This is a genomic window from Caulobacter sp. FG7 (genome assembly GCF_057808875.1).
Window position 1 is genome coordinate 1 of record NZ_JBMDIW010000047.1, and the last position, 24,312, is coordinate 24,312.

The window sequence follows — 24,312 nt, forward strand, 5'->3', positions numbered from 1 at the left end:
TAGGCCGTCGGCAATCCAGCTGCCCGAGTCGATTGAGGCCGCGGAACTTAGCGATCCAGCGCTCGAAATGCAAGTCGAAACCTTCATTTCCGAGCGGCGAAGCGTGTCCCCCGCGGCGAGGTGCGGCTTCTAGACAGCCCCCTGCCCGGCCGCAACCCAATTTTGCCCACCCCCGCCGGTTAGCTGTGAGCGGATCTGTGCATGGAATCGCCAGGATGCGTCCCCGGCCTCATCAAGCGGAACCGCTTGCGCACCCCGCCATGCTGCCTCCATAGAGCGCTCTATAAGGAGAGACGCCGCCGATGTTGTCCCAGAAAGCCCGCTACGCCCTGCGCGCCATGGTCGAACTGGCCCGCGCGGAAGAGCAGGTCACGGCCGGCGAACTGGCCCTGCGCGCCGATGCTCCGCGCAAGTTCCTCGAAGCCATCCTGCTGGGCCTGGCCCGCCACAAGCTGGTGACCAGCCGGCGCGGCAAGTTCGGCGGCTATCTGCTGGCCCGTCCCGCCGAGGAGATCAGCTTCGCCGAGATCATCCGCATGGTCGACGGCCCCCTGGCTCTGGCCCCCTGCGTCAGCCGCACCGCCTTCCGCCGCTGCGAGGACTGTAGCGACCTGGCCACCTGCGCCCTGCGCGAGGCGCTGCTGCGGGCCCGCGACGCCACCGCCGCCGTGCTCGAGGGCTACAGCCTGGCCGACGCGGTCACCGGCCAGGGCGCAGAGCTGATCGGCTGATCCCTCTCCTTCTATAGAGCGGGCACGAGAAAGGCCCGCCCTCGACGAGGACGAGCCTGCTTCCACGCTCCCTATCAGGGAGCGCCCTTCGCCTTCGCGAAGATCCCGCCGTCAGCCGGCGGCGATATAGGCCTTCAGCCCGTCGGCTTCGGCCTGGGCTTCCTGGATCTTGTATTTCACCAGGTCGCCGATCGAGATGATGCCCACCAGGCGTCCGCCCTTGGCCACCGGCAGGTGGCGGATGCGGCGGTCGGTCATCTTGGCCAGCAGGTCGTCGACGCTCTCGTCGGGCTGGGCGAAGATCACGTCGCGCGTCATGCAGGCCGAGATCGGCTTGGACAGCGCGCTCGCGCCCTCCTTGGCGATCTGCCGCACGATGTCGCGCTCGGACAGTATGCCGGCGATGGACTCGTCGGCTTCCAGCACCACCATGGCGCCGACCTTGCGGCTGTGCAGAAGCGCCGCGGCCGCGCCGACAGTTTCCTGGGGCGAGGCGGTGAATACGAGGTCGCCCTTGGTCTTCAGGATCTGAGACACCAACAAAACGCAATCCTCCCTGATCGCACTTGCATAACGAAGGTCTCGCAAACCCGCGTCGGGATCAATGGTGGAACGGCGCGACCCGCGTCATGGCGCGCCCCAGGCGCCGCCTGCGCCGCGTTTAACCAATTCTGGATACCTTACCGCCTATGGTGACGTGTCCGGTTTTGGCACGGGGGTTGCTTGCAAGCCCCGGACAGACAGTCGCGGAGCCCGTCATGGCCTCAAAGAAGAACAACAAGCCCCTGGTTCGGGCCCTCGGCGCGGTCGCCGCCCTCGCCGGCGTGCTGATCCTGGACGCCGCTCCGGCCATGGCCCAGTCCATGAGCAGCAACTCCGCGTCCTACAACGCCGGCTACGGCCGCGTCGCCGGCCAGGAAAACCACGTCGTCGACTATTCGACCCGCGACGCCAACGGCAATCGCGTCATCGTCGACGGCGTCATGCTGACCGGCAGCGACCAGAGCGTCTATTCCAGCCGCAGCTCGTCGGGCTCGCTGGACAGCTATTCGGGCGTCGGAAGCCTGGGCGGCTTCTCCGGCTCGACCGCGATCGGCAACAACCTGACGGTCATCACCCAGGGCAACAACAACACGGTGATCGTCAACTCCAACCAGGTCAACAACGGCAATGTCAGCGCCGGCGCGTCGACCAACGGCGGTGTCTCCAATGGCAACTAAGCGCGTCTTCCTGATGGTCGCGGCGGCCTGCACGGCGCTCAGCGCCTGCGGCGGCGGCGTGCCCAAGCGCCTGGACGCTGGCAACTATGCCCGCCCGATCGGCACGGCGCCGGTCACGGCCAACCCCACCCCCTATTCGACGGCGCTGAACTGCCTGGCCGGCTACGCCCGGCAGAACCGCGTCGCGGCTCCGCGCATCGCGGTGGGCCGCATCGCCGACTACACCGGCAAGGAAGAGTCCGACGGTTCGGGCCGCAAGGTCACGCAAGGCGCTTCGCTGATGGCGATGACCGCCTTCGCCAAGGCCGGCATGCCGATGGTCGAGCGCTTCGACACCTCGGTGTCGGAACTCGAACTGAAGTACGCCAACAACAAGCTGATCTCCGACCGCCCGGCCCCGACGCCGGACGCCCCGGCCGACTATCGCAAGATCGTCGCCGGCCAGGTCGCGGGCTCGGACTTCTATCTGGTCGGCGGCGTCACCGAGCTGAACTACAACATCCATTCGGCGGGCGCCGACCTCTATGGCGGCGACCTCGACACCGACGGGCTGAAGGCCAACTTCAAGCGTCGCGTGTTCGTGATGAACATCGCCATGGACCTGCGCCTGATCAACAGCCGCACCCTGGTGGTCGAAGACGTCATTTCCTACCAGAAGCAGGTGATCGGCCGCGAAGTCAGCGCCGGCATCTTCGCCTTCGCCAACAACAACCTGTTCGACCTGTCGGCCGGCAAGGGCGCGCTGGAGCCGGTGCAGCTGGCCGTGCGCTCGCTGATCGAGCGCTCGGTCGTCGAGATGAGCGCCAACCTCTACGGCATGCCGGGTCCGCAAAGCTGCCTGCAGTCCGACCCCTTCGGGGCCGACACCGTCGGCGTCACGGGCGCCTTCACGCCCGCCTACAACAACCTGGGAAGCAACAATGCGCAGACCCGCGAAGATCCGTCTCGCTGGAACGATCGCAGCGATCCCTCTGTGCGTCGCGGCCGCTACTAGCGCCTTCGCCCAGGGCCAGGCTCTCAACGACCAGCTGAACCTGCGCGACATCTTCAGCGAGCAGACCCTGAACGTCGTCACCGTCCAGGAAGGCGTCAGCGCGTCGACTTCGGCCACCGGCAACAATGTCGGCATCGCCGGCTCGCGCGTCGACGTCGACGCCACCTCCAACCAGGTGAACCAGGGCTCGGTCTACGGCCATGCCGTGGTCAATGCCTCCGGCTCGATGGGCGCATCGAGCACCGTCGCCACCCAGGCGGCCGGCAACTTCGGCAACGCCGGGGCGGAAGAAGCGACCTACCGCGGCTTCATGGTCCAGACCAACAGCGGTGCGGTCACCGCCCGCGGCCAGGTCGAGGGCGAGACCGCCCGGGCCGGCGACCTCGCGATCGACACCCAGGCCACCGGCAACACCCAGGGCCTGTGGCTTCAGAACGGCGCGGCCGGGGCGCGGATCAGCCAGGCCAACTCGGGCGACGTCATGGCCGACGGCGGCGCGATCGTGCAGTACGTCAGCGGAACCTCGACCGTGGCCGGCACGGCGGCGGGCAACCACATCGACATCGACGGCGCCAACCAGTCGGCCGCCCGCGTCATCACCGACCAGGGCAACACCGCCGACCTGGTGCAGGCCAGCAAGTTCACCGCCTACGGCAACGCCTACCTGACCGAGACCTCGACCTCGGCGGCCGGCAACAATCTCAACGCCACCAATGTCGGCCCGCTGCTCGACGTGGCCAACCACCAGTATAACACCGCCTATGTGCGCTCGCAGGCCGAGACCACGTCCTACCAGTTCGGCGCGGCGGGCAGCAGCGCCTATGGGGTGGGCAACGCAGCGGTCGTCAGCAACACCGGCGCGGCCCTGGTGCTCGACAACGTCCAGACCAACGACGGCGGCGGCGTCGAGGTGATCGCCAGCGCCGAAGGCCACGACGGCTACGACATCGGCGCCCGCGCCAGCGCGGCCGGTAACTCGGTGGGCGGCTATGTCTGCGGAACCTGCGGCGGCTCGATGACCACGAGCAACACCCAGACCAACAACGCCGACGTCTCCTCGCGCGCCACCACCACCGTCACCGGCTCGGCCCGCTCGGTGACCAGCAGCGCCCGCGCGGTCGGCAACGACGCGGCGTTCTATGTGAGATCGAACTAGGGGCAACGCCCCCCTCAGTCGCTCCGCGACAGCTCCCCCTTCAGGGGGAGCATCTGATTGGCGAAGCGTCGGATCCTCCCCCTCTGGGGGAGGTGGCCCGGAGGGCCGGAGGGGGGCGGCGCCGCCCCCCACCCCCCCCCCCCCCCCCCCCCCCCCCCCCCCCCCCGGCGCCGCCCCCTACCGCCCGTACACGGCGTCGCGCAGCTCGCGCGTCACCTGGCCGTTCATGCCTTCGAAGGCGGTGTTGGTCAGCAGCACCACGGTCAGCTTGGCCTTGGGATCCACGAACCAGTTGTGGCCATAGACCCCTCCCCAGGCCAGGGTCCCCGCGCCTTGCGGGGTCTTGGCGATGGCGGGATCGTCGAGCACCGCCCAGCCGTAGCCGAAGCCCCAGCCGGGGCCTTGGGTCGCGGCCTTGACGCCGACCTGGTCGGCGGTCATCGCCTGGACGCTGGCGGCCGACAGGATCGGGCCGCCGCCGGTGCGCACGGCTTCCAGCAGGGCCAGCACGTCGCCGGCCGTGCCGACCATGCCCGCTCCGCCCGAGGGGAAGGCGGTCGGATCGACGGCGCGGCTGGGGGCCATGCGCACGGCGGTGGCGCCCAGCGAGACGTCCTGGTTGTCGGTGATCCGCGTCGGGGCCGGGCTGGCGTTGGCGTAGGGCGTGGCCAGGCGAGCCGGGTCGCTCGCCTGGAAGCCGGCGTCCTTCAGGCCCAGCGGACCGGTGACGGTGCGCGCCACCACCTGCGGCAGCGGATGACCGTCGGCCTTCTGCGCCACCAGGCCCAGCACGTCGATGGCCAGCGAATAGCGCCAGGCCGAGCCCGGCGCGAAGGCCAGCGGCCCCTTGCCGATGCGGGCCACGTCCTCGTCCAGCGTCAGGCCCGAGATGTCGAGGCCGTCGGAAACGCCCAGCTGGTGGTAGGGATGGTCGGCCTTTTCGGAGAGGCCGTAGGTCAGGCCAGCGGTGTGGCTGAGCAGCTGGCCCAGGGTGATTTCGGGCGTGGAGCCGTCGGCCAGGGCCGGTTTGAAGTCGGGCAGCCACTTGGTCACCGGATCGGCCAGGGAAAGCTTGCCCTCTTCGGCCAGCCGCATGATCGCCACGCTGACGAAGGGCTTGGTCACCGAGGCCAGGCGGAAGACGGTGTTCTCGCGCATCGGCGCCTTGGCCTCGCGGTCGGCCAGGCCGGCGGCGCGGTGATAGACGAGCTTTCCGTCGCGGGCGACCAGCACCACCGCGCCCACCAGACGCTGGTCGGCGATGGCGCGGTCGAGCACGGCGTCGATGCGGGCAGAAACAGCCGCATCCGGCGTCTGGGCCAGAACGGCGGGATCCGGACGCGCCTGGGCCAGGGCCGGAGCCCCCGACAGAACCGCCAGGGCGGCGACGCCCGCAAGCCAAAGACGCATGTGACGCACTCCCTCGTCGCCGGACGCGCTCCGGCCCCTTAGGGAGTGGGCGGCCGGTCTCTGTTCCGCAAGACGGCCCGCCGAGTTTCCCACAGGCCAGGCGCGCGGATGTTGCAATTCTGAAGCGCGCAACGCCGACTTCGCCGCCGCACGGCCTTGCTTGCGCCACGCGCGAGGGCTTAGCTGCCGCCCCGACACTTCCGGTAATCGAACGGTCTCCATGATCTCTGTCTCGCGCCTGGCGCTCGTCGTTTCCGCCGGCCTGGCGCTCACCGCCTGCTCCACCCTCTCCTCGGTCATGCCCGGCTCGGGCAAGAAGGACGACGCGCAGGCCGGGGCCCCGACCCCGCCCAAGGCGCCCCCGGCCCAGGCGCCGGCCAAGACCACGGGACCCCAGTTCTCCGACCTCAAGCCCGGCCAGTGGCCGCACGAGATCTCGGACGTCGCCGTAGACCCGGCCATCCGCTTCGGCGTGCTGGAGAACGGCATGCGCTACGCCATCCGCAAGAACGCCACCCCGCCCGGCCAGGGCGCGCTGCGCCTGTGGTTCGACGCCGGCTCGCTGATGGAGGCCGACGACCAGCAGGGCCTGGCCCACTTCCTCGAGCACATGGCCTTCAACGGGTCGAAGAACGTGCCCGAAGGCGAGATGGTCAAGATCCTCGAGCGCCGGGGCCTGGCCTTCGGGGCCGACACCAACGCCTCGACCAGCTTCGACGAGACGACCTACACCCTCGACCTGCCCAAGACCGACGACGGCACGGTGGACGACGCCATGATGCTGCTGCGCGAGGCGGCCGGCGAACTGACCATCGACCCGGCCGCCGTCGACCGCGAGCGCGGCGTGGTGCTGTCGGAGGAGCGCACCCGCGACAGCCCCGGCTATCGCGTCTTCAAGCAGGGCTTCGCCTTCAACCTTGAAGGCCAGCGCCCGCCCTCGCGCCTGCCGATCGGCACGACCGACGTGATCTCCACCGCCCCGGCCCAGCGCATCCGCGACTTCTACCAGGCCTGGTATCGCCCCGAGAACGCGGTGTTCGTGGCTGTCGGCGACTTCGACGTCGACGCCATGGAGGCCAAGATCAAGGCCCGCTTCGGCGACTGGAAAGGCCAGGGCGAGCCGGGCAAGCGTCCCGACCTGGGCGCCATCGCCCAGCGGGGCCTGACCGCCAAGGTCATCGTCGAGCCGGGCTCGGGCGAGTCCGTCCAGCTGGGCTGGGTGCAATCGCCCGACCTGCGCGTCGAGAGCAAGGCGTCCGACCGCGAATACATGCTGGAGTCGCTGGGCATGGCGGTGCTGAACCGCCGCCTGCGCGCCCTGACCCGCAGCGCCGAGCCGCCGTTCATCTCGGCCGGCGCCCTGCGCAACGACCAGTATCACGCCGCCCAGATCAACGGCCTGTTCGCCCAGGTGAAGCCGGGCGGCTGGAAGACCGCCCTGCAGGTGCTCGACCAGGAACAGCGCCGGCTGATGCAGTTCGGCGTGCGCCAGGACGAACTGGACCGGGAGATCGCCGCCATGCGCGCCTCCTACGTAGCCGCCGCCGCCGGCGAGGCCACCCAGCGCACGCCCGCCCTGGCCGGCCAGATCGTCGGCGCGCTGGGCGACCGCGAGGTGCCCACCAGCCCGTCGCAGAACCTGGCCGCCTTCGAAGCCATCACCAAGGACCTGAAGGCCGACACGGTGTCGGCCGCCGTAAAGTCGCTGTTCGCCGGCCAGGGGCCGCTGATCGTGCTGCCCACGCCCACCGCCATCGACGGCGGCGAGGCGGCGGTCACCGCCGCCTACCAGGAAGCCGGCAAGACCCCGGTCGCCCCGCCTGCCGCGCCTGTCGCCACCAACTGGCCCTATGCGGTGTTCGGCCCGACCGGCAAGGTGGCCGAGCAGAAGGACGTCACCGATCTGGACGCCGTCTTCGTGCGCTTCGAGAACGGCGTGCGCCTGACCGTCAAGCCGACCAAGTTCCGCGACGACCAGATCCTGGTGAAGGCCCGCATCGGCAACGGCCTGCTCGACCTGTCCAAGACCGGCCAGAGCCCGCTGTGGTCGGCCTCGTCGATGATCGAAGGCGGCCTCAAGCAGATCACCGCCCAGGACATGGAGCAGGTGCTGACAGGCAAGGTCTGGAACGCCGGCCTCGGCGTCGAGGACGACGCCTTCGTGCTGTCGGGCCGCACCCGGCCCGAGGACCTGTCCACCGAGCTGCAGGTGCTGGCGGCCTATGCGTCGGACGCCGGCTGGCGGCCCGAGGCCTTCAACCGCGTGAAGACCTATTACGGCACGATCCACGACCAGCTGGAGCGCACCAGCAGCGGCGTGGTCGGACGCGACCTGTCGTCGCTTATGCACCCCGGCGACGAACGCTTCGCCTTCCCCGACCGCAAGGAGATCGCCGACGGTTCGATCGACCAGCTGAAGGCGGCCGTGGGCGCTCCGCTGTCGACCGGCCAGATCGAGATCGTCGTCGTCGGCGACACCACGGTGGAGAAGGCGATCGCCGCCGTCGGCGAGACCTTCGGCGCCCTGCCCGTCCGCACCGGCGTCGCGGCCCCGGCCGACGCGGCCAAGATCGCCTTCCCCGCCCCGTCCAAGGTTCCGGTGGTGCGCCACCACAAGGGCCGGGCCGACCAGGGCCTGCTGTTCATGGCCTGGAAGACGGACGACCTGTTCAGCGACCTGCAACGCTCGCGCAACACCCAGGTCCTGGCCTCGGTGATGCAGCTGCGCCTGACCGACGAACTGCGCGAGAAGCAGGGCGCCACCTACTCGCCCTCGGTCTCGGCCACCCACAACGCCACCTTCCCCGGCTGGGGCTATATCGGCCTTTCGGTCGAGGTTCCGCCTGAGAAGATCGACCAGGTGGTCGCCAGCGTCCGCCAGATCGCCGCCGACCTGCGCGACAAGCCGGTCACCGCCGACGAGCTCGAACGAGCCAAGCTGCCGCGCATCGACCAGCTGGAGAAGGCGCGCGAGACCAACGAATACTGGCTGGGCGCGCTGTCGGGCGCCCAGACCGACCCGCGCCTGCTGGACGCCACCCGCTCGGTGATCGCCGGCCTGCAGCGCGTCACCACCGCCGACGTCCAGAAGGCCGCCCGCACCTTCCTGGCCGACGACAAGAGCTGGACCTTCGAGGTGCGGCCGGAGAAGTGACCGTTATGATCCTCCCCCTCTGGGGGAGATGGCCCGAAGGGCCGGAGGGAGGCCGGTTTCAGCTGTCGCCGACTTCGCTCCTCCCCCGTGAAAACGGGGGAGGTGGCGCGCTGCGGATACGCAGCGTGACGGAGGGGGCGACGGCCGGCACAGCGCCCAGCCTCGCCCCCTCCACCGCTTCGCGGTCCCCCTCCCCCGCGCGCGGGGGAGGAGAAAAGAAAAGGCCTCCGCCCTGCAGGGCGGAGGCCTTCTTTTCTGAACCTTCGCTTTAGGAAAGCGCTGCTCTAGGCGATCAGTAGACCACCCCGCCGACGCCGCCGTCGAGGCTGAGGCTCATGCTCGAGCTCGACTCGCGCACGGTCTCCTCGCGATAGGCGGTGTAAGTCTCGGTGGTCAGGATCGACAGGATCTTCACGCCGGCGCCGTAACGGCGCAGCAGCGAGCGCTCGTTGCAGTCGCGGGCCGGGCGCTGCGGCCGGCAGACCAGGGTCCCGCCCTCGCCACCTTGGCCGCCGCGCACGCCGGGGACGTGATACAGCGCCTCGTTCTTGGCGCAGATATAGGTCTGGCCGCCGGTGCTGGCGTCGATCAGGCCGGAATATTCGCCCACCACGTACTGCATGCGGCTGCCGGCGATGCAGCGATAGAGCTCGCCGTCATAGAGGTCGTCGATCTCGCGGTCGGGCGTGACCTGCGAGGCCGGGTGCGGGATGTCCTTGTCGTCCAGGCAGACGGCGCGGACGACGACGCGCTTGAAGCGGGTGCGGGTGGCCTCGTAGGCCGTGCGGCGCGCGGCTTCGCCGCCGGTGACGTTCAGGCCCTGGATGTAGCCGGTGGGCTGCGGGCCCGAATAGTAGCCGCCATGGGCGCCGCCGCCGTAATAGACGGTCGCGCCGGCCGAGGCGTTCGATCCGGCGCGCACCGAGGCGTTGGCGCTCGCATTGGCGTTCACGTTGACGTTCACGTTGACGTTGGTCTTGCCGCCGCCGCCCCAGTGGCCGCCACCACCGCCACAGCCGTTGTCGCAGCCGCTCGGCGGCTTGGGCGGGCGCGGGGGCGCGGGCGGAGGCGCGCAGCAGGTCGGAGGCGTCGGCGTGCAGCCGCTGTTGCACTGGGCGTAGGCGACGCCGCCCACGAAGAGTCCGGCCACGGCCGCCCCGATGGCGACCCACAGCTTGGACACGGTCAGTTTCGGCGCCGTCATGGCGTCTCCCCTTCACACAGCGACGTCTTCCGGCCGGTTCTCCAGCAAGAAGCGCGCCATGGGCCCGCCACGCCCCGACTCTGTGCCAAGACGATACGACAGGGCCCCTGGCCCGGTTCTCCTAGCAAGCCCCATGCGGTCGAAATGGACCGCGAAAGGACCCGCAAGGGGACGACGATGTTCCATCCAAGCACGGAACGGTTGATAGACTATTGGCGAAACCGGGCCGGCGCCGATCGGATGCCGGCGCGCGCCAGCGTCGATCCGGGCGATTTCCTCGACCTTCTGCCCCAGGTGTTCATCCTCGGGCGCGGGAACGGGCGCTATCCCTTCCGCCTGGCCGGCGGTTTCGTCACCGACCTGCACGCCCGCGACCTGCGCGGCGAGGACCAGCTGTCGATGTGGGCGCTGTCGCACCGTCTGGAGGTGAAGTCGGCGCTGGAAGTGGCCCGCCGCCGGGGCGAACCGGTCGTGGTCACCGCCGACATCCGCGCCCACGGCGTGGCCTCGGTGGGCATGGAGGTGCTGCTGGCCCCGATGACCGGATCCAGCGGCGAGGCCGACCGGTTCCTGGGCCTCTACCAGCCGATCGCCATGATGCAGCGCCTGATGGGTCGGCCCGCCTATGAGCTGGGCGTGCGCCGCATCCAGGCCCTGGCCCCCACCAACGCCGAGGCCCCGCGCCTGCGCCTCGCCAGCCTGGACGGCCGCCTGATCGCCTGAGGCGGCGCCATACGAGTTTCCTCCCGTGCTCTGGCGGGAGGTTTTGCGTCGGCTTGCCGGAGACGACGCCGGAAGGACGGAGGGGGGCTCGGGAGAGCGCCGCCACGGCGGGAGCGCCCCTCCGTCCGACCCTTAGGCCGCACTATTGCGCGCCGTGACCACCCAGCCTGCGCCCTCGATCACCACCGCTTTGCCCACGGCCTTGGCCGCGAAGGCCTCGCGCACCAGCGGCATGGCCTGCTGGCGCACCGCGTCCGGCTGATCGGCCAGGGCCCTCGTCAGCGGCCCGACCTGGAAGGCCAGGTCCACCGCGTCCTCGATCGCCGCCTGCCGGGTCTCGCCCTCGCCGAAGGTGATCGGATGGTCGATGGCGGTGAAGGCCACGTCGACAAAGCCGGCCTCGGCCAGGATCCGCTCCACCCGCGCCTGGTCTCCGAACGAGAACGGCCCCGGCGCCTCGGGCGGCGGCGACGCGGGCGGCCCGACGATCGGCGCGATCGCCTTCATCGGCAGGCGCACCCAGTCGTTCTCACCCGCCCCGCGCCAGCAGACGAAGGCCAGGCGCCCGCCCGGCTTCAGCGCCCGCCGCATGTGGGCGAAGGCCGCTGCGGGTTCGTCGAAGAACATCACCCCGAAGCGCGAGAACAGGAGGTCGAACTGCTGCACGGACAGCAGGGCCCGGCTGGCGTCGGCCACCTGGAACTTCACATTGGCCGCCTCGGCCGCCAGTTCGCGCGCCCGGGCGACCAGCGGCTCGGACACGTCGACGCCCAGCACCGCGCCCGACGGTCCGACCAGGGCGGCGATCTCCAGGCTGCCCGCCCCGGCCCCGCAGCCGATGTCCAGCACCTGCTCGCCGGCCGCCGGAGCCGCCGCGGCGACCGCCGCCTGGCCATAGTCTTTGAGCATGCGGTCGAGCCGCGCCTGGTTGGCCACCCAGCGCTCGCCGGTGCGGCCGTTCCAGTCGGAGATCTGGTTGACGTTGCGCTCGGTCATGGCGGCAGCCCTTTATTTGAGAATTATTCTCAAGTAGTTCTAGCGCGCGAGACCCGCCCTGTCGACCTTGACCGCGTCGTCGTAGCGCAGCGGCCAGCGGCCGGTCTCGGCCGCCTCGATCAGGTCGCCGACCGTCACGGGCAGGTGAGGCCCGTTCCTGCGCCTGGATCGCCAAGTCAGGGTGAGCGCGACCGTCAGGACGATAACGCCCGCCGCGGCCGCCCAGGCCGACCTGGCGATGACGCCGACGGTCAGCAGGATCACCACCACGGGCGTGGCCAGCCTCAGCCGCCACTCGACCTCATGGCCGAAATGGCGATCCCAGCGCGCATGCAACGGCGCCAGGTCAACGCCGAACCGTGCGCCGAATGCCTCGAAGAACGCGTCGGCCTCGTCGCCGTCCATGCCCAGGTCATCGAGCAGGCGCGAGGCGCGGCGGATCCGGCCGGGCGGCTCTCCGCGATCCTCGGCCACCATCGCGATCACCTGGCCAGCGAGACTCTCCATCCCGCCAGCCTAGAGCGCGCCGCCGCCGTCGACTACCGCCCCGCCGCGTCCAGCGCCGCGATGACTTCGGGCGAAAGCGTCAGGCGCACGCCCGCCAGCAGTTCTTCCAACTGCGCGACGCTGGTGGCGCTGGCGATCGGGGCGGTGATGGCCGGGTGGGCGACGATCCAGGCCAGGGCGACCTGGGCCTGGGTGGCGCCGGTCGCCTCGGCCGCCTGGTCGAGGGCCGCCAGGATCCGCAGGCCCTTGTCGTCGAGATAGCCCTTCACCGTGCGCCCGCGCGCCTTGCCCTCCAGGTCGGCCTCGCTGCGGTACTTGCCGGTCAGGAAACCCGCGGCCAGGCCGTAGAACGGGATGATCCCCACCCCTTCGCGCGCCGTCAGCTCGGCGAGCGCCCCTTCCACTTCGTCGCGGTCGTAAAGGTTGAACTTCGGCTGGATCGACTCGTAGCGGACGAGGCCCTTGTCGGCCGAGGTGTTCAGCGAGGCCTCCAGGCGGTCCGGCGAGAAGTTCGAGGCGCCGATCGCCCGCACCTTGCCGGCCTTCACCAGCCGGTCGAACGCCTCCAGCGTCTCGTCGATCGGCGTGGCCGCGTCATCCTCGTGCGACTGGTAGAGGTCGACGTAGTCGGTGTTCAGCCGGCGCAGCGAGTCTTCCAGCGCCGCGACGATGTTGGCCGCCGACAGGCCCGGACGCTTGGGCCACTTGGCCACCTTGGTCAGGATCTTGATACGGTCGCGCTTGCCGCCGGCCGCCAGCCAGCGGCCGATGGTCGCCTCGGACTCGCCGCCCTCGTGGCCCGGAACCCAGGCCGAATAGACGTCGGCCGTGTCGATCGCGTCGAAGCCGCCGTCGACGAAGGCGTCGATCAGGCGAAACGAGGTCGCCTCGTCCGCCGTCCAGCCAAAGACGTTGCCGCCGAACACCAGCGGGGCGATCGAGAGGCCGGAGCGGCCGAGGGGGCGTTGGCTCATGGGCGGATCCTTGTGCGAGAGCGAGCCGAAGCTTGCGCGACTTCGGACCCGGACACGCAATCAAACTTCAAAATATGGCCTATTGGGCTTCCGCGACGGATCTATCCGAAACGGCAGCGCGCGCAGTCCTCGCCCTTCGACGAGCTCAGGGTGAGGACTACTCATGACCACGGCGCTGGAGAAACCTCATCCTGAGCTTGTCGAAGGACGAGGTTTCCGTTTCTCACAGCCGCCCCTCTCAAGCCGCCGCGGCCGGAACCCCGTCGAACACCGGCGCGTCCTGCGGCGCCAGGGTCGCCTTGCCGCGCAGCAGGTCGGCGGCGCGCTCGGCGATCATGATGGTCGGGGCGTTGGTGTTGCCGCCGATCAGGGTGGGCATCACCGAGGCGTCGATCACCCGCAGGCCAGGCAGGCCCTGCACCCGCAGATGGTCGTCGACCACCGCCAGCGGATCGCCGGCCGCCCCCATCCGGCAGGTGCCGACGGGGTGATAGATCGTCTCGGCCTTGGCGCGGATCCAGGCGTCGATCTCCTGGTCGCTCCTGACGTCCGCCCCCGGCGCGTACTCGCTGTCGCGATAGGGATCGAGCGCGGCCTGGGCGGCGACGTCACGGCCGATCCGCACGCCCTCGCGCATGGCCCGGCGGTCTTCCTCGGCGGCCAGGTAGTTGGCCAGGATCTTCGGGTCGGCGAACGGATCCGCCGAATGCAGCCCCACCGAGCCCCGGCTCTCGGGCCGCAACTGGCAGACATGCAGGGTGAAACCGTCCTTCTCGACCAGCACCTTTCCGTGGTCCTGCATGATCGCCAGCACGGCGTGGATCTGCAGGTCAGGCCGGTCCAGATCGGGCCGCGAGCGCAGGAAGGCGCCCGACTCCAGGAAGTTCTGCCGACCGATGCCCTTGCCCATCAGCAGATAGGAAAGGCCCACGCCCAGCTTGTTCAGCCCCTTGTTGGCCGAGTAGGCGGTCTTCAGCCCCTTGGTCGTCCACGACAGGCAGACATCCAGGTGATCCTGCAGGTTCTGGCCGACGCCCCGCGCCTCGTGCACCGGCGCCACGCCGGCGGCCTTCAGGGCGTCCGGATCGCCGATCCCCGACAGCTGCAGGATCTGAGGCGACTGCACCGCCCCGGCGCTCAGCAGCACCTCGGCGTCAGCATAGGCCACCGCCTTCTGCGCCCCCTTGCCGATCACGTACTCGACGCCGACCGCCTTGCCGTTCTCGACGACGATGCGGGTGGTGCGCGCCTCGGTCAGGCAGGTCAGGTTGGGCCGCGACAGGGCCTGGGCCAGGTAGGCGGCCGCGGCGCTCCAGCGCTTGCCGTCGCGGATGGTCAGGTCGTAGGGGCCAAAGCCCTCCTGCTGGAAGCCGTTGAAGTCCTTGGTCACCGGATGGCCCGCCTGGCGGCCAGCCTCGATCACCGCCTTGTAGAACGGACTGTCGGACTCGCCGGCCGAGACGTGCAGCGGACCGTCGCCGCCGTGATAGGCGCAGCCGCCGCCGTGGAAGGTTTCCGAGCGTTTGAAATAGGGCAGCACCTCGGCGTAGGACCAGCCGGAAAGCCCCATCTGCCGCCACTGGTCGTAGTCACGCGCGTGGCCGCGGATATAGATCATGCCGTTGATCGCCGAGGATCCGCCCAGGCCCCGCCCGCGCGGCCACCACAGCTTGCGGCCATCGAGATGCGGCTCGGCCTCGGTCCAGAAGCCCCAGTTGCTCTCGCCCTTGGCCTTGATCAGCTCGCCCACGCCCGCGGGCATGCGCACCAGCACCGAGCCGTTCTTGCCGCCGGCCTCCAGCAGCAGCACCTTCACCGCCGGATCCTCGCTCAGCCGCGCGGCCAGCACGCAACCCGCCGAACCGGCGCCGATGATGACGTAGTCGTAGCGCGTGCCCGACATGGCGTCCCTCCCACAATGTTATCGTTGTTAAGACAGAGAGTGACCCGGTCCCGGGACGGCGGCAAGGGGGGGATGGATTTTGTCGGTACAGGTTAGAGCTGTCCCTAAAACAGGCTTGGGCTGCCAACTGGCGCACCTACTGCAACTGGACGCCCGGAATCCGCCATCCACGGACGAGATCGCGCCTTCTCGGCCGATCCGGAAGTCCGCACCGCAAGCGCAATAGCGCCAATTTTCAAACCGTGGGCGGCCTGCGTGATTTGGACGTCAGGTCAGCGGCCATTGGTGACCAACCGCACTCGACCGCATCGATGATGCATCTACCGATCATTATCGAATTAATCGGACGACTGCTCTCATCACCTCGCCACGCCCGTAAACAATCGGCACACAGCGAGCGTAATTCAAGCAGCAAATTTCATATATTTAATATTAATTGAACGTCAATAAACAATGTTAGATCTCAAAATCTTCTTTATAAGCCCATAACTGTAATTTTTTCGCCCCTCACAAGGGTAGGCAATAATTGAAATATCTACAACTCCGCTACTTTTTTCGAACTCAAACCGATTATCTATTGAAACGTCCCAGGACAGCCTCTGATGCGGCTGAACAACTATATTGGGACGCGCGCGCGCATAGGCCACCCTGCCCGCGATATCTTCGCTCCAGACCTTTGCTTCGTGCCGCAGAGGCACACTCTGCATAACAGGCTCAGCCGCTCCACCGACAAAAATGGCGACACTCTCCCCTGCATTGTCTCCATAGTATTCGCCCGGAATGCAATACAACTCAGAAGATTCATTAACAGCACTAAGCGAAAGCACGAGGCTTTTACAATTTTCAGGGCAATCCGCCGCACGCGCCTCCGTCATATAAATTTTAAAATCGCCCTCTTCAGGCCGATTAAAATCACACGATGATAGCGAAGCGGCCAGCACAACAACAAACAAGCCCTTAGCCGCCCAGCTAAAAATCATTTAAATTCCCCCATCATCATTCTTGAATAATTATCGGCATTCTCCAGAGCCTTTTTAGAATCCACGGTGGCGAGCAAAGCATCGTGATAGGCCCCATACACCTGGTAGTGGTTAGGATATTCGCCCATCTGCTTATCTCGACCAAGCCCGAGTCCATTTAGCTTATTCAAATGAAGCGGCTCATGAATTGCGTCATTCGCCCTCCAAGCTAAGTTTGCCTTATACCAGGCAGGAGAGAACGTAACAGAGCCCCCCGAAATTGTGCCCCCTCGCCCGCCGGTTTCCCCAACTCTGAAGTCGAAAGAACCACCCTTTGCAACACCGGGATCACGAAGCCATTTTTCTGAGAAGTTCATTGCCTTCTCGTACTTTGCTAAATTCGTTGCAGTAAGAGACCCTTTCCCGAAAGCCTTTTCAAATTGCTTCCCGAAAGCTGAACCTGCAGCGCTCTTTGGGCTTGAGTTGTAAGCCGCCAAGCCGGCGCGGCTCTTTGAAATAGCCGCAAGCGCAGCTGTTTGGGCCTCCATCGCCTTATCGCACTGAGGCCCTGATAAATTCCCACATCCGGCCAGACCCGAGGGATCACTCTTATTGAGCGGGTCCCCGCCCGTGTAGGCATAAAGATTGAGGTCATCCTTGTACCCAATCGGGTCGGTCTGCAGGAACCACCCCCGCGCCGGGTCATAGGCGCGCGCCTTGTAGTGATAGAGCTTCAGCTCCGGCAGCGCGATCTGGCCGGTGTAGCGGAAGCGGCTGCCCGCCCCCCAGTTGTCACCGGGCTCGCCGTAGGGACCGTAGGTGTAGATTGCCGTCGTCGCGCCGGCGACCGAGGCGATCACCGAGCCCTGGCGATCCGCGTGCAGAGTGCGTGGATCCGAGAAGCCCGCGCCCTCCCACCACATGACCGCCTCGTCGACGCCATAGCTCGGCGCATAGCGGCGCAGCAGATTGCCCGCCCCGTCATACTCGGCCACCAGCTTGTCGCCGGCATAGAGGAACTGGGTTGTCGCGCCGTTGGCCGTGAGTTGGACCAGGCGGCCCAGCGGATCGTATTGCAGGCTGGCGCCGTTCACCGCCGTCAGCCGGTTCTCGCCGTCATAGGCGAAGGTGCGGTTGTAGCCGTCGTTGGTGATGTTGCCGTTGCAGTCATAGCCCTTGCCGGCCACCGCACAGCCGCCGCCGCCCAGAGACGCGATGGCCGCATCGCGGTTGAGGCCGTCGGCCGCCGCCGTCAGGCTGGAATTGGTTCCGGTCCAGACGAAGGCGCTGTTGCTGACCGTGCTGAGCGTCACCTGGCTGGCGGCGTTGTACCCGAAGCCATAGGCGATGGTCTGGCCGGGCAAGGTGTGGGTCAGGCCCGTCAGGCGGCCGGCCGCATCGAACGCCCAATCGGTATTGCGCGTCGCGCTCAAGGCGCTGGCCGAGGTCCTTCGACCAAGATCGTCGAAGCCATAGGTGACGAAAGCCGGGTTGGTCGTCAGGGCCACCGCCGTCAAGCGACCGGCCGCATCGACCGTGTTCGACAGGTAATTGCCATCGGGCCAGGCCAGCGAGGTGCGATTGCCCGCCGCGTCGTAGCCGTAGGTCAGGGTGCGGCTGGATTGCGCGCCGTCGCCAAGACGCCCGGTCAGCGTCTCGGTGGTCATGCGCCCGGCCGTATCGTAGCCGTAGAATACGCCGTCGCCGTTGCTGTTGAAGGTCGTCGACTTGGCCTTGCCGGTCAGATCGTACTTGAAATCGACCGTCGGCACCCGAGCCCCGCTCTTTCGGGTCATTCGGTTGAGGGCGTCGAACTCGTAATCGATCCAGGAGTTGTCGCGCTTCTTGAAGTGCGTGCGATTATCGTTGGCGTCGTACTGGTGCTCTTCGTAGTCGTCGGTGCTGGCCTCCAGAGCGCCCCGCAGCGTCTTGGGGAAGAACTGCCGCCAGAGCCGATCGAAACCGTCGTACTGCAGCAACGTGGTGTTGCCGTTGGCGTCGGTGATCGTCTGCTGCTTGCCGTTGTCGGTATAGGTATACTTGGCATAGGTGCGCACGGCGTCAGTGCCAGCAGCCTCGACCGTTTCCTTAACCCGACCAGCGGCGTCGTAGACCGTCTTGGACACGCGATCGGGATTGGCCACGCCGGCCGGGGGTTCGGCGCACGCATCGGGAAGCGTGCCTGCGTCGTACAGCGACTGGAAGTTCGCAGGCGTCATCCTCACCGTCGAACAGATCGCACGATCGTCTGCGTCGTAGCGTATCTGGGTCAGACTGGCCGCGCTTGTACCGCCGTCGACGTAGACCTGGGTCCTGTTGCCGGCCGCATCGTACTTGAATTTCGTGGTCTTGCTGGCCAGGAAACCGCCGACGATGACCGCGCCCGTGCCGTCGATCGACACAGACGTCACCGTACCGATATCGGTCTGCACCAGTTGGCCGTCATCGTCGTACGTATACTTCTCAGCCACGCGCAAGGCGGACGGCTGGTTGTTTGGCCGCGGGTTCGAGCCGTCCGGATCGGGTCCGACCTTCATGACCAGTTGGCGCGCGGCGTCCCACTTGTAGTACGTGGTCAACGCGTCCGCCGAATAGGTCTGGGCCACACCCTCCGATGCCCAGGTCAAGCCCAGCGCAAGCGCCACCGCCCCGCCAGAGAGCGCACGCAGCTTCAAGCTTTGCCGCATCATTGGCAGCTCCCCCCGCGAGGATCGGTCTGGGCGATCAGGTTCCCGACCTTGTCGAACTTCAGGCAGGTGATCAGGTTCTTGCCGGCCGGATCGACCGTCACGCTTCTGAGAACGAACTTGTTTGTGGAATCATAGGCATAGGCCGTGCTGATGCTCGTCGCATCATTGACTTTCTCGACCTTGCCGGTGAGCAGCTTGAACGTCGAACCACCGGTTCCGCTGAAGTCGCCATAGGTCGCCGTGATGAGCGGCTTCTTGGCCTCATCATCTGCCGGACCGAGAATCTCCTTTAGCTCGCCATAGCTATACCAGCTGTATTCGGTGATGGCGCCGGAGGCGGTCGTACTGCTGGCCGGCTTGTTGCAGGTGGCCGGCACGGCGCAGTTGCGCACCGTCGCCTCCTCCAGATAGGTCGTCAGGGTCATCAGATCGCCCTGACCCGTGCTGCAGCTTGCCGGGTAGCGCGCCTTGCCGATCCGGCACGCCCAAGTCTGGTTGCTGCGCCGATCGTAGCCGAACTCTTCAGCGTCGTGCTCGGGACGAACGCGGCGCACAAGCCTGCCCGCGGCGTCGTAGGACATAGTCGTGACTTTCCCCAACGGATCGATATCGGCGATCTGCAGGTCGAACCGGTCGAAGACCGACGTCGTGACGGCTCCTTCGGCCGAGACCCTCTGCCCCCGCTTCCACTGGCCTCCGCTGAGCACCCCGTTGGAGGCGTACTGCGTCACGTGCCCGAGGATATCCTTGACCGCGGTGACGCGGTGAAGATCGTCATAGGAGACCGTTTGGTAGGGCGTCGCCAGGTCCGACGGCGAGTACCATCGGCGCAGCCGATAGCCGGTCCTGACCTTGACGCTCGGGTCGGGGGAATCCGGGCCGACATCGTAGTTATACTTGTAGACCTTGCCGTCCGGCTGGGTCGCGGTGAACGTGGAACAGGCGAAATTGACGCTCGTCGGACACCCGGCAACGGCAAAATCGGCGTACCTCCCGGTTTCGTCGGTCACCCTCGACAGACGGTAGGCATAGGGCGAGCTCGAATAGTAGCCCACCGGCTCGTTCTTGAACGTCAGGGACCTGCCGAGATTGTTCTGCACGCTCTTGAGCAGGTAGGTCCTCTGGAAGTGGGGAACCGTGTCGACCGGGCCATCGCCCTCGTACGACGCCTTCATCGACATGAGCTCATAGGAGAAGCTGACGCGCAGGCCGTTGGGAAACACCCAGCTGTCAGCCTTGAAGATGCTGGAGGCGCGCGGCGTCGGGCACTCCGCACAGATGACAACGTCGGGCTGGGTCATCCAGCTGAACGAGACGACGTCGCCGTCCTTTCCGGTGTAGGTCAGGCTGACTGGCGTATAGTCGGCAAGAGCCCCCCGCTCCCCGGTCTGGACCAGTCGCGCCGCCGATCCCCTTTGGGCCAGGAACGAGCCGTCGGGCAGTCGCTGGAAGGACTCGGCGGCTCCGCCCAGGTCGACGGCGACGGCGTTGTAGACGAGACGGTCAGCCAACCACGAGATCGCGAAGGCGCTCGCCGTGCGGCGCTGGAAATCCGGCGCGCCCAAGAGATCCTTGATGACGAAGAGACTGGCGATGGCCGAGGCCGCATCGACGGCGCGTTCGCTGCCCAACGCCTTGTCTCCGGCGTTGGTGAAGCTGGCGGTGACCGAATAGTTGTGCGTCCAGCCCCCGCCGAGCTTCTGCGGCAAGCTGTTGTCCGGGCCGGTGTAGCGCCAGTCGCGGCTCCAGCTGCTGGAGGAGGTGTTGTCGCCGTCGTTGATCAGCGTGTTGCTGGCCGTGATGACGGAGCGTTCGCGAACCTCCGGCGACTTGTAGGAACGCTGGAATGGCAGGGCGACGGGGAAGCCGCCCGCGCCGGCGACGATGTCGGGCTCGGGCGTGAGGTTCAGAAGGCCGGTCGCCAGGTTGACCGCCAGATATTTCCGGCGCGACGAGGCCCCTTCATTGATCTTGGTGGTGTCCATCGCCGTCTTCAAAGGATCGGCGACGCTTTGCGTGCCGCCCCCCTTGATGGTCTCGAGAAGCGTGTAGCTCATCACCGAGCCGGACCCGTCGTAGAACAGCTCGGCCTGACCGTACTCGGGCATGATCACGTCCAGCCCCGCAGTGGCGGCGGCCTGGAGCCTTACCTTGCTGGCGGCGGAGATCATACTCGACGAGGCGAGGAAGGCGGCCATGCCCGAACTGGGGATCTGCACGATACGATACCCCGCGGCCGCAGCCTGCGGAAACGCCTGGGCGGGAATGACGGCGAGGGGGGAATCGTCGGTCTGCTGGCTCACCGAGCCTTCGATCATCGCCCAGGCGGTTGCCGAGGTTTCGAACGCCGAACGGCCGTCAGCGACATTGAACGTCGCCGAGGTCGTGCTGACGCCGGGCACGATCGACATGTAGGAGGCCGAGTTCACGCTGGCCGGCTGGGCATAGATGACGCCCAGGTCGTGGTGGCGCGTGATCCTCGCCCGCGTCAGGCCGCTGACGATCTCGTCGGCGCGCGCCCCCTGGGCCAGGTACTTCGCCGCCAAGGTGGGCTGGGCCTCGTTGCGGCAGATATTGTAGGTGGTCTGATTTGCGTTGGCGCCGCCGCAGCTGTATTCGGGATAGGTGAAGTCCTCGCCCAGCGCGCCCGCTTCCTGTTGCGCCGAGATCGACGCCTCGGTCGAGGACGAGGCGCGCCCCAGGGCGGCGACGATGGTCATCGGGTACGACCCTCGCGCATAGCCGTCGGTGCCGCCCGTCTGGACGAGCAGTTCGAGCTCGACGTGCTCCGTCGCATAGGTTCCCAACGCCTGGCCGGGAGCCCTGCTGGCATAGGGATGATCCAGATCGAGGATCACCGTGTTGTCGAGGCAGCTGGCGCAGGTGGATTGCCCCTGCAGGGCCAGGGTGTCGAGATTGATGTACCCCTCGCCCTGCATGGTCACGCGTCGGCCAGCCAGTTCATCGACGAAGAAGGTCTTGTCGAGATAGCTGCCCCTTATCCGCAAGACGGTGCGATAGGCGTCCGGCACGTCCCCGGTCCAGGAGGTCTGGGCGGTGGACGGGTAAGGCAGGCTGGCGCCGACGGCCGGCGAATAGCTGAGATCCGGCGTCATGCCGCCGACGACATCCTCGACAGCGGCGTCCGGCGTGGAGCCAAGCAGGTTGTTGGCCAGCGCCGAGGCGTAGGTTCCAAGCTGCGTGTTGAACCCGGCCGGGTTGCCGACATGGAAGGCGCTGCCGCCGGCGATGGACGTGGCCGCGCTTGGCGAGACCAGGATGTTGGCGGCCTGGCTGCCGCAGGTCGGCGCGCTGGCTGTACCGCATTGCATCGCGGCGGCGACGTCGACGCCGGACTTGAGGATGTAGGACTTGAACGACGGATCGTAGACCTTGCCGCCGGACGAGACCCAGATGTGCCCGAGGGTGACTTCGGTCAGGTCGCCCGTCAGGCTGTCGCACTGTGAGGCGCCGGCGATCACCAGCGGAATCCCGCCGTCGGCGAGATACTGGCAGGCGGCGCGGGCGTTGACCCTGAACGCGCCGGTGCTGGACTGAAGGTCGTGGACCAGGCCACTCCAGCGCCCGAACCGGGCGGCGTCGAGCGTGATGGTTCCAACCTGGTAGGCCGCCGTGAGGTTGGCCTCGCGCAGCAGCTTGACCATCAGTTCGGCCTGGTCGAAAGGCGTCCCCGACTGGTCGATGAGCGCGCCCCGGGCGCCTTTGCCCAGCCCATACCGGAACTCGGTCTGGATGTTGTTTCGCACGTAGTCGAAGACGTTTTGCGTGTATTGGTCGGCGGTAATTTGGCCGACTACGCCGACCGCCAGCCTGTCCTTGCCAAGTCCCTTCGCCAGGGCCCGGATCTCGGGAGCAGAAGTCGCCCAGGCCCCCGGACCGTCCGAGTGGCCAACGGCCGAGCCGTAGAAGGAGGCCGCCTCTGAGGGCGATATCGCTGCAGCAGAAAGCCGCTTTGCCGTTGGGGGTGCGGCGAGCGCGACACCAGCCGCACACAACTGCGAAATACTGACAAGGGTGAATAGAAATCTACCAACGCCTCTAGACAGCACTACATCCCCCCGAAAACACAAATACTCTATTATATATTCTCACGCTGGGAGCGCCCACCTGAGCAGACGCGGCCCTTGGTCTCGCTTCGTCAAAGCGGCGACAATTCCGCCTGCCGAAGGCGGCGTACGACACGATCCGCAACGGCCAGATCACCCATACGGTGCAATATGGCAAAATCGACCTGTGCTTGAACCAGCTAAGTTGTCAAGCTTCGGGCGGCGTCCGCTCTGCGCTCAAGGGAATACGATTTCGTTCGTACCCACGCCGGCTGATTTCTTTCGGCCCCGCCCGACCGGCGCCGACAGGAACCTTATCAAAACGGCCTGGCTCGCATTCAGCCGACACGCGAGGGGAAGAGGCGGGGGGCGCGTATCAGGCGCGTCGGCAGTCATCCAGATGAGGTCCCCATGTCGCCCCGCCCGCTCCTGCTGATCTGCGCCCTGTCGGCGGCCGTCATGGTCGCGGGAGAGGCCAGCGCCCACGCCAGGCTGACAGCGTCCGATCCGCCGGCCGGCGCCGTGGTCGCCTCGCCCGGGACCATCAGCCTGACCTTCAGCGAAAAGCTCGCCCCGGCCTTCTCGACCTTCGAGGTGGTCGCCGCCGACGGCCGCAAGGTCCCGGTGAAGACCACCCTCGCCGCCGACCGCAGGACGCTCAGCGGCGCCGTCCAGGGCAAGCTCGCGCCCGGCGGCTACAAGGTCGTCTGGCACGCGGCCTCGACCAATGACGGCCACCGGATGGACGGCGCCGTCGCCTTTTCGGTGAAGTAGGCCATGGAAGCGGCGGTCGTCGTCCTGCGCTGGACGCAGTACGTCTCGGCCTTCGTCCTGATGGGTGGGGGCCTGTTCGCGCTCTTGGCCCTGCCCACGACCGGCGCCGCCAGCGCGTGCGCGCTGGGCTGGCCCCGGCGGTTGCTGGCGGCCTGCGCGATCGTCCTGGCCGGCGCCAGCCTGCTGGGCCTTCTTGCCCAGACCGCGGTCGTGGCCGGCGACCCGACCGCCGCGCTGGATCCCGCCATCCTGACGTCCGTCGTCACCGAGATGGCCATGGGCCCATCCAGCCTCGCCCGCGTGGTCGCCGGTCTCGCGGCGCTGGTCGTGCTGGGCCTTGCCCGACCCGCGCGGCCAGCCTGGACCTGCGCGGCCGCCCTCGGCGCGGTCGCCACGGCCAGCCTCGCCTGGATGGGGCACGGCGCGGCGAGCGAGGGCGCCTTGCGGCTGGTCCACCTGGCGGCCGACCTCGTGCACCTGTGGGCGGCCGGGGCCTGGATCGGCGCCCTGGCCTTCTTTCTCGGCCTGACCCTCGCCCCGCCCAAAGACACGCCGAGCCTTCGTGCGCTCCATTCGACGCTGGCCGGATTTTCCGGCGGCGGCTCGGTCCTGGTGGCGCTGCTCGTCGCCACGGGCCTCGTCAACGGCGCCTTCCTGGTCGGCCCCGGCGGCCTGGGCGCCCTCCTCGTCACGACCTATGGCCAGCTGCTGCTGGCCAAGCTGGCGCTGTTCGCACTTATGCTGGCCTTGGCCGCGGCCAACCGCTTTCGCCTGACGCCGGCTCTCGAGCGGCGCCTCGCCTATCGTCAGGACGCCCGGTCGGCGGTCTCGGCCCAGCCCCCCCGCCAGC

General features: G+C 67.6%; 18 protein-coding genes. 8 read left to right on the forward strand and 10 right to left on the reverse strand.

Features of this window, described 5'->3' with window-relative positions:
- Positions 1–302 precede the first annotated feature (302 nt).
- Positions 303–731: an RrF2 family transcriptional regulator gene (locus ACODR1_RS23835; RefSeq protein WP_488882653.1), complete on the forward strand. Its 429-nt coding sequence runs from the start codon at positions 303–305 to the stop codon at positions 729–731.
- Positions 732–842: 111 nt separating this feature from the next.
- Here ACODR1_RS23835 and ACODR1_RS23840 read toward each other — a convergent pair whose 3' ends face one another.
- Complete coding sequence (locus ACODR1_RS23840; RefSeq protein WP_101716631.1) at positions 843–1,274, reverse strand: CBS domain-containing protein; 432 nt, start codon at positions 1,272–1,274, stop codon at positions 843–845.
- Between the two features lie 308 nt (positions 1,275–1,582).
- Here ACODR1_RS23840 and hfaA point away from each other — a divergent pair, with 308 nt between their 5' ends.
- Genes hfaA through hfaD form a run of 3 tightly spaced genes read left to right on the forward strand, consistent with a single transcriptional unit; the run spans position 1,583 to position 4,101 of the window.
- Positions 1,583–1,951, forward strand: a complete 369-nt coding sequence (gene hfaA, locus ACODR1_RS23845) for a holdfast anchoring protein HfaA (RefSeq protein WP_420808147.1) — start codon at positions 1,583–1,585, stop codon at positions 1,949–1,951.
- Positions 1,941–2,945 (forward strand): holdfast anchoring protein HfaB, encoded by a 1,005-nt coding sequence (gene hfaB, locus ACODR1_RS23850; protein WP_488882654.1) that lies wholly within the window; start codon positions 1,941–1,943, stop codon positions 2,943–2,945. The genes hfaA and hfaB overlap by 11 nt, the downstream gene beginning before the upstream one ends.
- A complete protein-coding gene (hfaD, locus tag ACODR1_RS23855; protein ID WP_488882655.1) occupies positions 2,872–4,101 on the forward strand; it encodes a holdfast anchor protein HfaD in 1,230 nt (409 codons plus the stop codon). The genes hfaB and hfaD overlap by 74 nt, the downstream gene beginning before the upstream one ends.
- A 177-nt stretch (positions 4,102–4,278) precedes the next feature.
- On the opposite strand, the gene ACODR1_RS23860 is transcribed toward hfaD, so the two are convergent.
- Positions 4,279–5,511: a serine hydrolase domain-containing protein gene (locus ACODR1_RS23860; RefSeq protein WP_488882656.1), complete on the reverse strand. Its 1,233-nt coding sequence runs from the start codon at positions 5,509–5,511 to the stop codon at positions 4,279–4,281.
- Positions 5,512–5,731: 220 nt separating this feature from the next.
- Between ACODR1_RS23860 and ACODR1_RS23865 the strand changes: the two genes are divergently transcribed.
- Positions 5,732–8,665 (forward strand): M16 family metallopeptidase, encoded by a 2,934-nt coding sequence (locus tag ACODR1_RS23865; protein ID WP_488882657.1) that lies wholly within the window; start codon positions 5,732–5,734, stop codon positions 8,663–8,665.
- Between the two features lie 292 nt (positions 8,666–8,957).
- Here ACODR1_RS23865 and ACODR1_RS23870 read toward each other — a convergent pair whose 3' ends face one another.
- Positions 8,958–9,869: a hypothetical protein gene (locus ACODR1_RS23870; protein ID WP_488882658.1), complete on the reverse strand. Its 912-nt coding sequence runs from the start codon at positions 9,867–9,869 to the stop codon at positions 8,958–8,960.
- A 177-nt stretch (positions 9,870–10,046) separates the two neighbouring features.
- On the opposite strand from ACODR1_RS23870, the gene ACODR1_RS23875 reads away from it, so the two are divergent.
- On the forward strand, positions 10,047–10,592 hold the full coding sequence (locus tag ACODR1_RS23875; protein WP_488882659.1) for a PAS domain-containing protein: 546 nt from the start codon (positions 10,047–10,049) through the stop codon (positions 10,590–10,592).
- Between the two features lie 132 nt (positions 10,593–10,724).
- Here the strand turns inward: ACODR1_RS23875 and ACODR1_RS23880 are convergent, their stop codons facing one another.
- From ACODR1_RS23880 to ACODR1_RS23910, 7 genes are all read right to left on the reverse strand, one after another.
- The gene (locus tag ACODR1_RS23880; protein WP_488882660.1) at positions 10,725–11,588 is read right to left on the reverse strand and encodes a class I SAM-dependent methyltransferase; all 864 of its coding nucleotides are present in this window, start codon (positions 11,586–11,588) and stop codon (positions 10,725–10,727) included.
- A gap of 39 nt (positions 11,589–11,627) precedes the next feature.
- Positions 11,628–12,095 carry a hypothetical protein gene (locus tag ACODR1_RS23885; RefSeq protein ID WP_488882661.1) on the reverse strand — a complete coding sequence of 156 codons (468 nt, stop codon included), beginning with the start codon at positions 12,093–12,095 and terminating at the stop codon, positions 11,628–11,630.
- Positions 12,096–12,127: 32 nt separating this feature from the next.
- A complete protein-coding gene (locus tag ACODR1_RS23890) occupies positions 12,128–13,069 on the reverse strand; it encodes an aldo/keto reductase (protein WP_488882662.1) in 942 nt (313 codons plus the stop codon).
- Positions 13,070–13,307: 238 nt separating this feature from the next.
- Positions 13,308–14,972 (reverse strand): choline dehydrogenase, encoded by a 1,665-nt coding sequence (locus tag ACODR1_RS23895; protein ID WP_488882663.1) that lies wholly within the window; start codon positions 14,970–14,972, stop codon positions 13,308–13,310.
- A gap of 443 nt (positions 14,973–15,415) precedes the next feature.
- Positions 15,416–15,952, reverse strand: a complete 537-nt coding sequence (locus ACODR1_RS23900; RefSeq protein ID WP_488882664.1) for a hypothetical protein — start codon at positions 15,950–15,952, stop codon at positions 15,416–15,418.
- Complete coding sequence (locus tag ACODR1_RS23905; RefSeq protein ID WP_488882665.1) at positions 15,949–18,621, reverse strand: RHS repeat domain-containing protein; 2,673 nt, start codon at positions 18,619–18,621, stop codon at positions 15,949–15,951. Before ACODR1_RS23905 ends, ACODR1_RS23900 begins: the two co-directional genes overlap by 4 nt.
- A complete protein-coding gene (locus tag ACODR1_RS23910; protein WP_488882666.1) occupies positions 18,618–22,691 on the reverse strand; it encodes an RHS repeat domain-containing protein in 4,074 nt (1,357 codons plus the stop codon). The genes ACODR1_RS23905 and ACODR1_RS23910 overlap by 4 nt, the downstream gene beginning before the upstream one ends.
- Positions 22,692–23,099: 408 nt before the next feature.
- Between ACODR1_RS23910 and copC the strand changes: the two genes are divergently transcribed.
- Positions 23,100–23,462, forward strand: a complete 363-nt coding sequence (copC, locus tag ACODR1_RS23915) for a copper homeostasis periplasmic binding protein CopC (RefSeq protein ID WP_488882667.1) — start codon at positions 23,100–23,102, stop codon at positions 23,460–23,462.
- 3 nt (positions 23,463–23,465) lie between these two features.
- A partial coding sequence (gene copD, locus ACODR1_RS23920) for a copper homeostasis membrane protein CopD (protein WP_488882668.1) occupies positions 23,466–24,312 on the forward strand: 847 nt, incomplete at its 3' end.